The sequence below is a fragment of the Streptomyces sp. AC555_RSS877 genome, from assembly GCF_019049245.1.
Classification (GTDB): Bacteria; Actinomycetota; Actinomycetes; order Streptomycetales; family Streptomycetaceae; genus Streptomyces.
In genome coordinates this window covers 211,438-226,139 of the sequence record NZ_JAGMUK010000221.1, presented here as the reverse complement: position 1 = coordinate 226,139, position 14,702 = coordinate 211,438, and the positions used below count along the sequence as shown (strand labels likewise).

The following is a 14,702-nucleotide window of genomic DNA, read 5'->3' as shown; positions in this document are numbered from 1 at the left end:
ACCCGGCTGGTTGGCGGCACCCCCGCTACGGCGTCACCGCGAAGTTCCGCAAAATCGCCCCGGTGAGCTGCGGATCGCCCTCCGCCTTGACCCGGTCGGCGACGGCCTCCGGTGTGACGCGGCCGCAGGCGAGGCGGACGTAGGTCTCCCAGTCCAGGGTGAGGGTGGCGGCGGGGCCGAGGGCGGGAGCCGTCTCAAGGGTGCCGCGGCCCTGGATGTCGACGCGGATCGTGCGCAGGAACTCGATGGGCCCGTGGACGTCGAAGACGATCGCCGAACTGCGGGGCGCGCCCGCGTCCTCCGCCACGATGCGCGGGAGGACGGAGAGGAGCACGTCCCGGGCGATGTGCGCGCCGGGGGAGTCGAGGTTGCCGGGGCGGCCGAGGGCGGCGCGCAGGTCCTGCTCGTGCACCCACACGTTGAAGGCGTGGCCGCGCATGGACTCTTCGAGGGTGAGTTCCGTGCCGACGTGGCCGCGCACCTTGTGGCCGGGGTCGCGCGACTCGTTGCGCAGCTGGCGGTTGCGGCGGATGATCACGTACTCCAGCTCGGAGGTCATCTCCGGCGCCGTGTGGTGACGGCGGACGTCGACCTGCATCTCCATGTAGCGCTGGTGCTCGTTGGTGACGTGGAACAGGTCGCGCGGCAGCGTGTGGATGGGACGCGGGTCGCCGAGCATCTCGCAGTCCAGGCCGATGACATGGGAGACGACGTCACGGACCGACCAGCCCGGGCACGGGGTGCGGCGGTTCCACTCACCCTCCACCAGGGGCAACACCAGCTCGGATATCGCTTCGATGGAGTGGGTCCAGGCGTCGGCGTAGGGCTGGAGGGTGGGATGCAGACTCACGGAACGGGACCCCTCGGCGGTCGGTACTCGGGCGGTGGTGGCGTCGGCGGCGTTGCCAGCGGGAGGTGGCTGTCGGCGGGTGTCTTGGAACGCTAAGTTACGCTGCTGTGAGGCACCCCGGCAGTGCTTTCGTGTGACGATCGTAGGCCCGTGTGGACGGCTCGAATGCCAGGACGGTGGTAGTGTGCGCGCCTCTTTGATCCAGATCGCCGTGGACGAGGGCGAATCGGTCGCTTCCCGGCGGCTGCGCGTGGCCTCCCTGGTACGCGATCAAGGTGGCGCCGACCTCGTCGTACTGCCCGAGTTGTGGACCACCGGGGCGTTCGCGTTCGAGGAGTTCGGGCGGGAGTCCGAACCGCTTCAGGGGCCGACGTACGAGGCCATGGCGAAGGCCGCGAGTGACACGCGCGTGTGGCTGCACGCCGGTTCGATTCCGGAGCGCGCCCCGGACGGGACGCTCTACAACACCTCGCTCGTCTTCTCTCCCTCCGGCGACCTGGCCGCGTCCTACCGCAAGATCCACCGCTTCGGCTTCGACAAGGGCGAGGCCGTGCTGATGGGTGCGGGCGAGGACCTGGTGACGGTGCGTCTGCCCGACACGACCGTCGGGGTTGCGACCTGCTACGACCTCCGTTTCCCCGAACTCTTCCGCGGTCTCGTCGATGCCGGTGCCCAGACCCTTGTCGTCCCGGCGGGCTGGCCGGAGCGCCGCCGGGCGCACTGGACGCTGCTGGCCCAGGCGCGGGCGGTCGAGAACCAGGCGTTCGTGCTCGCGTGTGGAACGGCCGGGACGCACGCCGGGGTTCCGCAGGCCGGTCACTCGATCGTGGTCGATCCGTGGGGCGAGGTGCTGGCCGAGGCAGGCGCCGACGAGGAGGTCCTCACGGTGGAGTTCGCCCCGGAGAAGGTCACGACGACCCGCGAGCAGTTCCCGGCGCTCAGGGACCGGGTACTCGGGGTGGCGGCGCCGCGTCGGTGAAGGTGGCCTGGAGCCGCGCGCAGGGTTTCCACCAGGGTTTCTTCGCCCCCGCCGCCCCTTCCCGTCCCGTCCCTGGGGGCTGCCGCCCCCAGACCCCCGCTTCGGCCTGAACGGCCTCGTCCTCAAACGCCGGACGGGCTGGGTTCAGTCCCCGTCGCTCCACAGGCGCCGGACGGGCTGGGGTTCAGTCCCGTCGCTCCTTCTCCGCCAGGTGGATCACGCAGACCGTCACCGCGATCAGCAGCGCCGGGTCCGCGTCCTCCCGGACGACGTCGACTCCGTATGTCTCGCGCACGTGCAGCCAGCGGCGGGAGACGACGGCGAGCAGTCCGCCGTCGTACTCGATGGCGAACTCGCGGTCGAGGATCTTGCCGCTGACGTCGAGTTCGGTGCTGCCGTCGGCCAGGGCCACACGGTAGTGGTTGCGCAGGAGTGAGAGCCGTTTGCGGCGGATCGTGGCGAGCGGTTCACCCTCCCGTTCGATCACCATCGTGTCGCGCACGGCGAACATCTTCTGGCGGATGTCGATGAGGACGCGCCCCTGCGTGTCCTTCAGCTCGAAGGTGTCCCGCAGGCGCATCGCCTTGCCGTCGACGAGGAACACCCTGTTGCCGTGGTCGTCCTCGATCCAGTAGTCGTCACCGATGCCGAGGATCCGGTCGCGTACGAGGAATCTCATGACACCAGGGCTTCCCCGCCGCCCGGTCCGAAACGCCGCCGATAGGCCGACGGGCTGAGTCCGGTCTCGCGCCGCACGCGCGCGCGGAGGTTCGCGGCCGTCCCCAGCCCGCTGCGGGCCGCCACCACGTCCAGCCGTTCCTCCCCGCGCTCGATCAGCCGGCACGCGAGCGCCACCCGCTCCCCCGTCAGCCAGGCCAGCGGGGTCGTCCCCAGCTGCGCGCGGAAGCGCCGGTGCAGGGTCGCCGGCGACACCGCCGCCCGCGCCGCCAGGCCGGCCACCGTCAGTGGCTCCCCCAGCCGCTCCTGCGCCCAGGCCAGCAGCGGCCCCAGCGACTCGTCCGGCACCGCGGGCACCGGCCGCTCCACGAACTGCCGCTGCCCGCCGTCCCGGTGCGCGGCGAACACGAGGCGCCGGGAGACGTGGTTGGCGACCTCGGCACCGTGGTCGCGCCGTACGACATGCAGGCCCAGGTCGAGGGCCGAGGCGCTGCCCGACGCGGTGAGGATGTCGCCGTCGTCGACGAACAGGACGTCAGACTCCAGGTGTACGCGCGGGAAGCGTGTCCGGAAGGAGTCCGCCCACATCCAGTGGCAGGCGGCCCGGCGACCGTCCAGCAGCCCGGCCTGCGCGATCGTGAACGCCCCGGAGCAGAAGCCGACGAGCCGGGCGCCACGCGCGTGTGCCCGGCGCACGACGTCCAGGACGCGCGGGGACCGCGGGGCGTTGGTGTCGGGCCGGTTCGGCACGATCAGGGTGTCCGCCTCTTCGGCCGCTTCCAGCCCGGCGACCCCGGTGAGCGTGAAGAACCCGTCCCGCATACGGGTCGCGGGCTCGGCGGCGCACAGCCGGAAGTCGTACAGCTCCCGGCCCAGTTCCGGTCGCCGCAGCCCGAAGATCTCGATGGCGCAGCTCATTTCGAACGGGTTGGAGTTCTCGTCCACGAGCAGAACCACTGTGTGCGGCTGAGAGGATCCTTGCGGCATGTGCGATTTCTAGCACTCGTACGGCGGCCCGGGCACCCCGCACCATGACCCCATGAGCAGCGAACCCGTCTCCCTTCCCCAGGCCCTCGCGTCGTTCGCCGACCTGTGGAGCCCCCGCATCGTCACCGCCGTCAACGACTACGACGTACGCATCGCCAAGGTCGAGGGCGAGCACGTGTGGCACGTCCACGACCACACCGACGAGTTCTTCCTGGTCCTGGACGGCGAACTGCACATCGCCCTGCGGGAGACGGACGGCGAGCGCACGGTCGTCCTCCCCAAGGACTCGGTCTTCACGGTCCCGCGCGGCACCGAACACAAGCCCTACGCCCCGCGGCCGACGGCGATCCTCGTCCTCGAACCCACCGGCACCCTCACCGTCGGCGACCGTCACGACGACGTACCGGACCACGTGGACGTGACCACGGGCCACGCGCTGACGTGACTGTCGGTGCTCGGTGGCAGGCTCAAAGGCGAGGGTGCGGGAAGTGATCTCTCCCGCACCCTCGCAGCAAAACTGGGGCGTCCCGGTCCGCCTCACCGAGGGCGTGGCGGATCGTCTGCCCCTCGTGCTCGCCGGGCCGGACGCCTCCTGGGCCCCGTCGTCGTGGTCAGCGGCGGCGCGGGCGCGGTGCCAGCTTGTACAGGGCCACGCCCGCGGCCACCAGCGTGGTGGCCGTGACCATCAGCGCCATGCTGTTCACCCACAGGCCGGTGGCGGCCAGGGTGGCGCCGCCGGCACCGGTGGAACCGACGCCTATCACTCTTCCGTACATGGTCGTTCTCCTAGTGGTGTGGTGCGGTGGTCCGTGGGGGGCGGTTCACGTGGCCACCCACTTCTCCTCGCTGCGGCGCAACAGGCCCCACAGCGACGTGAAGTAGATGGCGTGCTGGAACAGGTCGTAGAACATCTCCGGGATCATCAGCGCCGCGACCAGGACGGCACGGGGACCTGCCCGGCGCACCGAGACGGTCTTCTCGACCATGAAGAGCAGGCCGATCGCGGTCCAGAACGGAGAGAAGCCGGGCCAGCCGTACAGCGTCGTGTACGTGATCATGAAGGTGATGTAGACGAGGAAGGACAGCGCGCCGAAGCCCATCAGGAACTGCTGGGCGAAGTAGCGGGCGGTGACCCGGGTCCAGCCGTAGTCGCGCAGGTTCTCCAGGGCGCCGCGCTGCCAGCGCAGCCGCTGGTGCCACAACTTGCCCAGGGTGGGCATGACCTCGGTGGTGACCGCGCAGCCGGCCGGGGACATGGCCCGGTAGCCGAGGGTCTTGACCGCCTTGGTCATCTCGTCGTCCTCGGTGAGCGAGGCGAGGCTGTAGTAGCTGGTGCCGCCGCCGATCACACCGTCGCGGCGGGCGGCGCGCACCTCGCGCAGGACCCGGGCGCGGAACATGGTGCCGGTGCCGGTGAGGACCTGCGCCTTGCCGCCGGTGCGCTCCAGTTCCCAGGCGTAGCGGTGGAACTCCATGCGCTGGAGCAGGCCGAGGAAGCCGCCGCCCTCCTCGCCGTAGAAGACGCCGCCGATGGCGCCGACCCTGCGGTTGAAGGTGGCGAGGGCGGTCTCGGCGAACCACGGGTTGAGCACGGTGTCGGCGTCCTGCACGAGCAGCAGGTCGCGGTCGTCCAGGTGCGGCAGCATCCAGGCGATGGCCTGGTTGAGGGCGCCGGCCTTCTTGTGGGTGTTGCCCTGCGTGTGGAAGACCTGGGCGCCGAGGGACGCGGCGACGAGGGCGGTGTCGTCGGTGCAGTTGTCGGCGATGACCACGACGAGGTCCGGGGGCCGGGTCTGGTTCCACAGGCCCTGGATGGCGGCCGCGATGCGGTCCTGCTCGTTGTGGGCCGGTATCAGTGCCGCGACGCGCGGTACGGGGCCGGGGTTCTCGGGGGCGGCGTGCGCGCGGCGAGCGGCATGGCGGCCGGAGATCCGCTGCCGCGGATCGTGTGCCGGAGCGGACGCCGGGGCAGCGAGGTCGAGCACGTGGAGCCCCCCGAGGTACTGGTGCAACGGCCCGGCACTGCATCCCCCCGGGCCTCAGAGACTCCACTCTTCACGATATTCACACAAGCGCACAAGATGCCCCCGGTTACGAAATGCTCAAGGTTGTCTCCGCATGCCCTGTGCATACCGCTCCGGGGGTCCTGTGCCGCTGCAGTGCCTGTGCCCCGATTGGGGTTTTATCGGGGCTACCTGCCGATGCGTCATGCAGCCTGCCGGTCAGACGCCGTAGCCGTCGCTGTATCCGTTCCGCCTGCTGTGGGGCCGTTCCTCTTCGACGACCGGCGTGTTGGGCGGCATCACGACGCGCCTGCGCCGCGCGATGCTGCTGAAGGTGCTGACGCCGATCAGTCCGACGACCATCAGGATGATGCCGACGAGGTCGAGGTTGACCCCTTGCATGTCCCAGTCGGTCGCGAACGTGAGGATGGCGCCCACGGCGATGAGGATGATGCACCCGCCGAGGCCCATGAGTGTCGCCTCCCTGTCCGGTCCGGTCGATCCGGTCCGGAACTGCGGGTACCCCGTCTGTCAACCCCCATGCCGCAGGGAACCGTTCGAGCTCGGAAGCTACCCCGCCAGGAACGCCACCAGCGCGTTCGCCAGCAGATGCGGGTCGTCCGCGCCGCACAACTCCCGTGCGCTGTGCATGGACAGGATCGCCACACCGATGTCGACGGTCGTGATGCCGTGGCGGGCCGCGGTGATCGGGCCGATCGTCGTGCCGCACGGCATGGAGTTGTTGGAGACGAAGGTCTGGAAGGGCACGTCCGCCTTCTCGCAGGCGGCGGCGAACAGCGCACGCCCCGAACCGTCCGTGGCGTAGCGGTTGTTGACGTTGACCTTCAGGATCGGGCCGCCGTTGACGCGCGGGTGGTGCGTCGGGTCGTGCCGCTCCGCGTAGTTGGGGTGGACCGCGTGGCCCGTGTCGGAGGACAGACAGACGGTCCCCGCGAAGGCTCTGGCACGGTCCTCGTAGGACCCGCCGCGCGCGAACACCGAACGCTCCAGCACGCTCCCGAGCAGCGGCCCGTCCGCGCCCGTGTCCGACTGCGAACCGTTCTCCTCGTGGTCGAAGGCGGCGAGCACCGGGATGTACGGCAGGTCGCCGCCGCCGGCGAGGGCGGCCAGCGCGGCCACCCCGGAGTGCACGGACAGCAGGTTGTCCATGCGCGGCCCGGCGACCAGCTCGCCGTCCCGGCCCAGGTGGGCCGGCGGCTCCACGGAGTGCGTCATCAGGTCCCAGCCGGTGACCTCACCCGCGCCGATCCCGGCTTCCTCCTCCAGGAAGGCGATGAGATCGCCGTCCCGGACGTCGCCGCCCAGCCCCCAGATGGGCTGCAGGTGCCGCTGCTTGTCGAGCTTGAGGCCCTCCGCCGACACCGAACGGTCCAGGTGGATGGCGAGTTGGGGCACCCGCAGCAGCGGCCGGTCGACGTTCACCAGCCGCGTCGAACCGTCCCGCAGGGTCAGCCGGCCCGCCAGGCCCAGATCGCGGTCCAGCCAGGAGTTCAGCAGCGGCCCGCCGTAGATCTCCACAGCCACCTGCCGCCACCCGTGCGCCCCCGTGTCGGGCCGCGGCTTGACCCGCAGGTTCGGCGAGTCCGTGTGGGCGCCGACGATCCGGAAGGGGGTGTGCGGCTGGGCGCCCTCGGGCACGTGCCAGGCCACGATCGCCCCGCCGCGCAGCACGTACCGGCCGCCGGTCGTCCCGTCCCACGCGTCCGTCTCCGCGACCTGTCGGAATCCCACCTTCTCCAGGCGCTCGGCCGCGTTGGCCACCGCGTGGTACGGCGAGGGGCTCGCCGCCAGGAAGGTCATGAGGTCGTCGGTGTGGCCGCGGTCGAAGCGGGAGGGTGCGCTCATGGGGTTCACCTTAACGACGTACGAGGGCCCGCTCCCGGCGATGCGGAGCGGGCCCTCGTAAGGACGGTGTGGAGGTCCGGGCGGCTGGTCTGATGTGTCCTAGAACGCGGCCTCGTCCAGGTCCATCAGGTCCAGCTCCACTCCCTCGGCGACCTTGCGGGCCAGGGTGACGCCCGGCAGGACGTTGGCCGCGAAGAACTTCGCCGCCGCGATCTTGCCGGTGTAGAAGGGCACGTCCTTGGAGGAGGCCGTCTCCAGCTTCTCGGCGGCGATCGCGGCGCCCTTGAGGAGCAGGTAGCCGACGACCACGTCACCGGAGGCCATGAGCAGGCGGGTGGTGTTCAGGCCCACCTTGTAGATGTTCTTGACGTCCTGCTCGGTGGCCGCGAGGTCCGTAAGCATCAGGCCGACGATCGCCTCCAGCTCCACGGCCGCCTTGGCGAGGTGCTCACGGGCGCCGGACAGGGCCTCGCCGCCGGTGCCGAGCGCCAGGAACTTCTTGATGTCCTCGGCGAGGGAGTTCAGCGCCGCGCCCTGGTTGCGGACGATCTTCCGGAAGAAGAAGTCCTGGCCCTGGATCGCGGTCGTGCCCTCGTACAGGGTGTCGATCTTGGCGTCGCGGATGTACTGCTCGATCGGGTACTCCTGCAGGAAGCCGGAGCCCCCGAAGGTCTGCAGGGACTGGGCGAGCTGCTCGTAGCCCTTCTCGGAGCCGTAGCCCTTGACGATGGGCAGGAGCAGGTCGTTGAGGGCTTCCTCGGCCGAGGCGTCCTCGCCGTTCGCCTTCTTGACCACGATGGTGTCCTGCACCGACGCCGTGTAGAGGACCAGGGCGCGCATGCCCTCCGCGTACGCCTTCTGCGTGATCAGCGAGCGGCGGACGTCCGGGTGGTGCGTGATGGTGACCTTGGGCGCGGTCTTGTCCATGAAGTTGGCGAGGTCGGGGCCCTGGACGCGCTCCTTGGCGTACTCCAGCGCGTTCAGGTAGCCGGTCGACAGCGTGGAGATCGCCTTCGTGCCGACCATCATCCGCGCGGCCTCGATGATCATGAACATCTGGCGGATGCCGTCGTGCTTGTCGCCGATCAGCCAGCCCTTGGCGGGGTGCCGGTCGCCGAAGGTCATCTCGCAGGTGTTGGAGGCCTTCAGGCCCATCTTGTGCTCGACGTTCGTCGCGTACACGCCGTTGCGCTCGCCCAGCTCGCCGGTCTCGACGTCGAAGTGGTACTTCGGGACGAGGAACAGGGACAGGCCCTTGGTGCCCGGGCCGTGGCCCTCGGGGCGGGCGAGGACGTAGTGGAGGATGTTCTCCTCCATGTCGTGCTCACCGGACGTGATGAAGCGCTTCACGCCCTCGATGTGCCAGGAGCCGTCGTCCTGGGGGATCGCCTTGGTACGGCCGGCGCCCACGTCGGAGCCCGCGTCGGGCTCGGTGAGCACCATGGTCGAACCCCAGGTCCGCTCCACGGCGAGCCGCGCGATCTTCTTCTGTACGTCGTTGCCCTCGTCGTAGAGGATGCCGGCGAACGCCGGGCCGGAGGAGTACATCCACACGGCCGGGTTGGCGCCGAGGATCAGCTCCGCGTACGCCCAGATCAGGCTCGGGGGAGCGGTCGTACCGCCGACCTCCTCGGGCAGTCCGAGGCGCCAGTACTCCGACTCCATGAACGCCTTGTAGCTCTTCTTGAACGACGGCGGGACCGGCGCGGTGTTCGTCTCCGGGTCGAAGACCGGCGGGTTGCGGTCGGCGTCCGTGAAGGACTCCGCCAGCTCGTTCTCCGAGAGGCGGGTCATCTCCTCGAGGATGCTCTTGGCGGTCTCGGTGTCCATCTCCTCGAACGGACCGGTCCCGTACAGCTTGTCGCGCCCGAGGACCTCGAAGAGGTTGAACTCGATGTCGCGGAGATTCGACTTGTAGTGCCCCATGGCGACGGCTCCGTAGCGGATCGGCGGATCGGCGAGGCACTGGCTCCTCGCACCTAGTTCATGTACCAACAAGTAGCTACTGATGATGCTACCCGCCGGTAATAAGAAGCAACCCCGATCCGACATCTGTGACAGGTCACACCGGAACCGTCAACGTCGCCGTGTATCCCTTCTCGACGCTGCCGGTCGTCGTCGCCATCTGCTGCTCGTGGCCGTCGCTGAAGATGCTGTCCGTCTCCAGGGAGAGCCGGCCGAGGTTCGTCACGCTCCCGCTGTAGCCGTCCGTGGCGTACACCGTGTCGCAGACGTCCTGGGCGAAGGCGAGCTGCGAGGTGTTCGTGATGGACGTCGCCGCGGTGGCGTCGTCCAGGCTGCCGTAGACCTCGAAGTGGACGTGCGGCCAGCGTCCCGGGTAGCAGCCGGGGAAGATGCTCGTGAAGGTGACCTGCCCCTTGTCGTCGGTCTCCTGGACGCCGCGCAGGTAGTTCTCGTCGGAGACACCCTCCGAGTACAGCGAGTAGTCGCCGTCCCGGTCGCAGTGCCAGACGTAGACGGCGGCGCCCGCCTTCGGGGTCCCGCAGCCGGAGGCCGCGTCCACGACCGTGAGCGTGAGGGTCAGGGGCACGCCCTGCGCGGTGCCGCCCGCGGAGTCGCCGAAGCTGCTGGTGATGTCGCTGCGGACGACCCCGCTCTCCTTCAGGACGTTCACGCCGTTCGACCCGTCGCCGGGGAAGGGGCCGGCGGTCTCGTCGGGGATCGTCGCGCACTCGGGAGAGGTTCCCGCGGCGGCGGAGCTCCCGGCGGCGGAGGGTGAGCCGGACGAGGCGGCGGAGGGGGTGGACGGGGCGTCCTCGGTGGTGCAGCCCACCAGCGGTACCAGGCTCGCCCCCGCCATCAGCCGGATCATCCGGCGGCGGGCGAGGACGGGAAGGTCGTAGGAGAGTCCCCTGTCGTGCTCGTGGACCTCGTCGCCGTGGTGTCCGTGCATGGCTGTCCCCTTGCCCGTGTGGTGCCGTTCCGGTGCTTTTATCTGGCATGGCAGACGTTATGAGCCGTGGCGGCGAGAACACCAGGCCGACGGCTGTCAAGTCACTGTCGATCCCCTGTCGGTTTGCCGACCCACCCCGTAGCGGCCCGCTCCCCGGCCGCTCTCGGTACTCTTGCGCGCATGTACGGCTACGACCAGAACGTCGGTGCACAGCAGGGGTACGCCCCGCCGCAGCAGCCCATGTCCGGCGGCGTCGGCGGCTACGGCCAGCAGCCGCCGCTCTACCCCGAGCCGTCCCCGCCCTCCCTCGCGGACGCGGTGCGCGCCTTCACCACCGGGCAGATGTCCGCCGAGGACTTCCAGCAGGTCTTCGCGACCTCGAAGGTCTACTGCCCGCGCGGTGACAACCCCGGCTTCCTCGCCCTGCACAACACCCAGCAGCCGGTGATCCCCATGTTCACCTCGCTCAAGGAACTGCGCCGGTACGCGGGCAAGGAGTCCAAGTACTTCGTCATCACGGGCGCCGAGGTCATCGACCTGCTCCCGACCGGCTACGGCTTCGTCCTCGACATGGAAGGCGAGCATCGCATGGTCTTCGACGCGAAGGCCGTGGAACAGATGGTCGAGTTCGCGATGCGGCGGATGTACGGCTGATCGTTCTCACTCCGGTCGGCGCAGAGCCAGGCCGTCGAGGACGACCTCCAGACCGTACGCGAACTTCCCGTCCCGCACGGCCACGGGGTCCTGGGTCGCGGCGGTGGCATCGGCGTAGCCGCCTTCGAGGTGGGCGTGGCCGGCCGCGGCCTGCTGGGCGGCGGGCAGGAGGCGGGCGATGAAGTCCGCCTCACTCTCGCCGGAGCGGGCGATGGTGGTGAGCCAGGCCGCCTCGGTGGTGCTCATGCCGACGACGTAGGCCATGACCGTCTCGATCGCGCGTTCCGGCTCCAGGAACCCGGCACCCTTGAACAGCGCGGCCAGCCGCTCGGAGAAGGACATCAGGTTCGGGCCGAGGTAGGCGAGTCCGGCCTGGCCGAGCACCGAGGACAGCCAGGGGTGGCGTAGCGCCGTCGTACGGAACGATCCCGCGGCCTCGCTGACGGCGGCACGCCAGTCGGAGCCGTCCGCGGCCGGTACGTGGATCTCGGCGGCGACCTCGTCCACGGCGAGCTCCATCAGCTCGTCCTTGGTGGCCACGTGCCGGTAGAGGGAGGTCGCGCCGGCGTTCAGGCGGGCGCCGAGCTTGCGCATGCTCAGGGCCTCGATGCCGTCGGCGTCCAGCATGGCGACGGCTTCACGGACGATGGCGTTCCGGTTGAGGGTGGGCTGGTCGGCCCTGGGCTGGGGGCGGGCCCACACGGACGGGATGGGGTTCTGCTTCGTCGTCTTGGCTGCCATGTCACTCCTCACGCGACCTGCTGCGTACGTCGTTCGCATCGAGCGTACAGCGATAGGCGGTTGCGTACGCTGTTCCGTCATGCGTACAGTGTGCGCATCGAAGGAACGGTGTTCGCGAAGGGGAGTCCCATGGAAGCCGAAGCCCGCAACCCACGTCGTTGGTGGATCCTCGTCGTGCTCTGCCTGAGCACGCTGGTCCTGGTGGTCGACAACATGGCGCTGACCGTCGCGGTGCCGGCGATGACCGAGGACCTCGGTGCCAGCGCCCAGGACACGCAGTGGATCCTCGACTCCTACATCCTGGTGTTCGCCGGTCTGCTCCTGACCTCCGGCAGCCTGGGCGACCGCTTCGGCCGCCGGAGGGTGATGCTGATCGGCCTGCTGCTGTTCGGGGCCGCCTCGCTGGCGGCGTCCTTCTGCACCAGCCCCGGCGAGGTGATCGCCGTACGCACCGCGATGGGTGTCGGAGGGGCGCTGATCATGCCGTCGACCCTCTCGATCCTCATCACGGTCTTCGACGAGGACGAGCGCGGCAAGGCGATGGCGGCCTGGGGCTCGGTGTCGATGCTGGGCCTGGTCGGCAGTCCGGTCCTGGGCGGCGTACTGATCGAACACTTCTCCTGGCAGGCGATCTTCTTCATCAACGTGCCCGTCGTCGCGCTCGCCCTCGTCGCCGGTGTCACGCTCATGCCGGAGTCGAAGGCGCCCTGGCAGAAGGCCGACCCGCTGGGTGCGGTGCTGTCCGCGACCGGCATGACGGCCCTGGTCTGGTGGATCATCGAGCTGCCGCAGCACGGCGCGCTCGGCGGCCGCTCCACCCTCACGCTGGTGGTGGCGGTGCTGTCCCTGGCAGGCTTCGTGATCTGGGAGAACGTCACGAAGTCCCCCATGGTCCCGCTGGTCCTCTTCAAGCACCGCAACTTCAGCGGCGGCTCGCTGTCCCTCGCCCTCGTCCAGATCGGCAACGGCGGTCTGCTGCTGGTCCTCACCCAGTACCTGCAGTTCGTGCTCGGCTACTCGGCGATCGAGGCGGGCCTCGCCTTCCTGCCGCTGGCGGTCGCCGCGCTGATCGGCAACGGGGTCGGCGTCAAACTCTCCGCGGCGATCGGCAACCGGTTCGTGATCCTCGGCGGCATGCTGCTCATGGTCGTCTGCTTCGCCCTGATGGCCACGGTGGACGCCGACTCCGGCTTCACGCTCCCGGCGGTGGCCCTGGGGCTCCTCGGCCTCGGCGCGGGCCTCGCGATGCCGGCCGCGGTGGCCGCGCTGATGAGCACCATCCCCGCGGACAAGGCGGGCGTCGGCTCGGCCCTGAACGACACCATCCAGCAGGCCGGTACGGCCCTGGGCATCGCGATCCTCGGCTCGCTGCTGTCGAGCGGCTTCAGGGCGGAGATGCCGGCGGACGCTCCGGAAGGGGCCGGGAACTCGATCGCGGAGGCGCTGGCGGTGGCCCAGGGGGACAGCGGGCTGGTGCGGGCGGCGCGGGAGGCCTTCACCGCGTCGATGTCGACGACCTTCACCGTGAGCGCGATCGGTGTGCTGGTGGCGGCGGTGCTGGCGGCGGTGGTGATGCGGGACGGGAAGAAGCGGCCGCAGGAGCCGCAGGCGGGTTCGGGTGCCGAGGCGGGTCAGGCCCTGGGTTCGGGCTCGGATTCCGTGAAGGAGTCCGAGCTGATCGCCTGACCTGATTGAGTTGGGCCGGGAGGCCGGTGCCCTGGGAAGGGTGCCGGCCTCGGGCGTTGGCCGCCGTCACGGCCGAAGGGCGGGAATGGCTTCCCGTGTTTCGGGGTTGGAGGTGGCAGAAAGTTCAACGCTCAACTAAACTCGGAGCACAAGGAGGTACCGACATGCCTGCAGTGACCGTCGAGAACCCGTTGACGCTGCCCCGCGTCGCCGCGCCCACCGACGCCGTGGCCCGTCCCGTGCTCACCGTCACGACCGCGCCGAGCGGTTTCGAGGGTGAGGGCTTCCCGGTGCGCCGAGCGTTCGCCGGGATCAACTACCGCCATCTGGACCCGTTCATCATGATGGACCAGATGGGCGAGGTGGAGTACGCGCCGGGTGAGCCCAAGGGCACGCCCTGGCACCCGCACCGCGGCTTCGAGACCGTCACCTACATCATCGACGGCATCTTCGACCACCAGGACAGCCAGGGTGGCGGCGGCACCATCACCAACGGCGACACCCAGTGGATGACCGCGGGCTCGGGCCTCCTGCACATCGAGGCCCCGCCGGAGGCGCTGGTCATGTCCGGCGGGCTGTTCCACGGGCTTCAGCTCTGGGTCAACCTGCCTGCCAGGGACAAGATGATGCCCCCGCGCTACCAGGACATCCGCGGTGGCCAGGTGCAGCTGCTCACCTCGCCGGACGGCGGCGCGCTGATGCGCGTGATCGCCGGTGAGCTGGACGGTCACCAGGGTCCGGGTATCACCCACACCCCCATCACCATGGTCCACGCGACGCTGGCCCCGGGCGCGGAGCTCACGCTGCCGTGGCGGGAGGACTTCAACGGTCTCGCGTACGTCCTGGCGGGCAAGGGTGCGGTCGGCGCCGAGCGGCGTCCCGTCCACATGGGCCAGACGGCCGTCTTCGGCGCCGGTTCCTCGCTGACCGTCCGCGCGGACGAGAGGCAGGACTCCCACACGCCGGACCTCGAAGTCGTGGTCCTGGGCGGACAGCCGATCCGTGAACCGATGGCCCACTACGGGCCCTTCGTGATGAACACGCGGGACGAACTGCAGCAGGCCTTCGACGACTTCCAGAAGGGGCGGCTGGGGACGATCCCGGCGGTGCACGGGATGTCCGAGGGTGGCCTTTAGGGGTCCTTTCACTATGAGCGTCCGATCAGGACGCGTGGTCTGGTGCCGTGCATCGCAAGGCGCCGGAGCGGCCGCGATGGAGGTTCCCCCACGCGAGGTTGTTCGAGCGTGGGGGGGGAGGAGCCACGTGGGCGTTTCGGCAACGCGGCGAGGTGCGGTGCCAGGCCGCGCGACCCGAACGGGCATAGTGAAAGGACCCCTTAGGGCT

15 protein-coding genes are annotated in these 14,702 nt (G+C 69.8%); 5 read left to right on the top strand and 10 right to left on the bottom strand.

The features are described from left to right. Positions 1-25 precede the first annotated feature (25 nt). Positions 26-850, bottom strand: coding sequence for a maleylpyruvate isomerase family mycothiol-dependent enzyme (locus KUM49_RS46185; RefSeq protein ID WP_217242984.1), 825 nt, complete (start codon positions 848-850; stop codon positions 26-28). A 184-nt stretch (positions 851-1,034) separates the two neighbouring features. On the opposite strand from KUM49_RS46185, the gene KUM49_RS46180 reads away from it, so the two are divergent. Further along, complete coding sequence (locus KUM49_RS46180) at positions 1,035-1,829, top strand: carbon-nitrogen family hydrolase (RefSeq protein ID WP_217242983.1); 795 nt, start codon at positions 1,035-1,037, stop codon at positions 1,827-1,829. Positions 1,830-2,013: 184 nt separating this feature from the next. On the opposite strand, the gene KUM49_RS46175 is transcribed toward KUM49_RS46180, so the two are convergent. Then, on the bottom strand, positions 2,014-2,508 hold the full coding sequence (locus KUM49_RS46175) for an LURP-one-related/scramblase family protein (protein WP_217242982.1): 495 nt from the start codon (positions 2,506-2,508) through the stop codon (positions 2,014-2,016). Further along, the gene (locus tag KUM49_RS46170; RefSeq protein WP_217242981.1) at positions 2,505-3,494 is read right to left on the bottom strand and encodes a helix-turn-helix domain-containing protein; all 990 of its coding nucleotides are present in this window, start codon (positions 3,492-3,494) and stop codon (positions 2,505-2,507) included. Before KUM49_RS46170 ends, KUM49_RS46175 begins: the two co-directional genes overlap by 4 nt. A 52-nt stretch (positions 3,495-3,546) precedes the next feature. Here KUM49_RS46170 and KUM49_RS46165 point away from each other — a divergent pair, with 52 nt between their 5' ends. After that, positions 3,547-3,939, top strand: coding sequence for a cupin domain-containing protein (locus tag KUM49_RS46165; protein WP_217242980.1), 393 nt, complete (start codon positions 3,547-3,549; stop codon positions 3,937-3,939). A 166-nt stretch (positions 3,940-4,105) separates the two neighbouring features. On the opposite strand, the gene KUM49_RS46160 is transcribed toward KUM49_RS46165, so the two are convergent. The 6 genes from KUM49_RS46160 to KUM49_RS46135 form a co-directional block, all read right to left on the bottom strand. Beyond that, a complete protein-coding gene (locus KUM49_RS46160) occupies positions 4,106-4,270 on the bottom strand; it encodes a hypothetical protein (protein WP_217242979.1) in 165 nt (54 codons plus the stop codon). A 45-nt stretch (positions 4,271-4,315) separates the two neighbouring features. Next, positions 4,316-5,425, bottom strand: a complete 1,110-nt coding sequence (locus tag KUM49_RS46155; protein WP_308407030.1) for a glycosyltransferase family 2 protein — start codon at positions 5,423-5,425, stop codon at positions 4,316-4,318. A 291-nt stretch (positions 5,426-5,716) separates the two neighbouring features. Continuing rightward, entirely contained in the window at positions 5,717-5,968 is a 252-nt protein-coding gene (locus KUM49_RS46150) for a DUF6458 family protein (protein ID WP_217242978.1), read from the bottom strand. Positions 5,969-6,067: 99 nt separating this feature from the next. Beyond that, positions 6,068-7,363, bottom strand: a complete 1,296-nt coding sequence (locus tag KUM49_RS46145; RefSeq protein ID WP_217242977.1) for a M18 family aminopeptidase — start codon at positions 7,361-7,363, stop codon at positions 6,068-6,070. A gap of 99 nt (positions 7,364-7,462) precedes the next feature. Then, positions 7,463-9,289, bottom strand: coding sequence for an acyl-CoA dehydrogenase (locus tag KUM49_RS46140; RefSeq protein ID WP_217242976.1), 1,827 nt, complete (start codon positions 9,287-9,289; stop codon positions 7,463-7,465). Positions 9,290-9,425: 136 nt separating this feature from the next. After that, positions 9,426-10,277 carry an intradiol ring-cleavage dioxygenase gene (locus KUM49_RS46135; RefSeq protein WP_217242975.1) on the bottom strand — a complete coding sequence of 284 codons (852 nt, stop codon included), beginning with the start codon at positions 10,275-10,277 and terminating at the stop codon, positions 9,426-9,428. Positions 10,278-10,457: 180 nt separating this feature from the next. Here KUM49_RS46135 and KUM49_RS46130 point away from each other — a divergent pair, with 180 nt between their 5' ends. Beyond that, positions 10,458-10,931, top strand: coding sequence for an SseB family protein (locus KUM49_RS46130; RefSeq protein WP_217242974.1), 474 nt, complete (start codon positions 10,458-10,460; stop codon positions 10,929-10,931). Between the two features lie 6 nt (positions 10,932-10,937). Here KUM49_RS46130 and KUM49_RS46125 read toward each other — a convergent pair whose 3' ends face one another. Beyond that, positions 10,938-11,672 (bottom strand): TetR/AcrR family transcriptional regulator C-terminal domain-containing protein, encoded by a 735-nt coding sequence (locus tag KUM49_RS46125; RefSeq protein ID WP_217242973.1) that lies wholly within the window; start codon positions 11,670-11,672, stop codon positions 10,938-10,940. A 129-nt stretch (positions 11,673-11,801) separates the two neighbouring features. Here KUM49_RS46125 and KUM49_RS46120 point away from each other — a divergent pair, with 129 nt between their 5' ends. After that, a complete protein-coding gene (locus KUM49_RS46120; protein WP_217242972.1) occupies positions 11,802-13,358 on the top strand; it encodes an MFS transporter in 1,557 nt (518 codons plus the stop codon). Positions 13,359-13,522: 164 nt separating this feature from the next. Continuing rightward, a complete protein-coding gene (locus KUM49_RS46115; RefSeq protein ID WP_217242971.1) occupies positions 13,523-14,494 on the top strand; it encodes a pirin family protein in 972 nt (323 codons plus the stop codon). Positions 14,495-14,702: the final 208 nt, after the last annotated feature.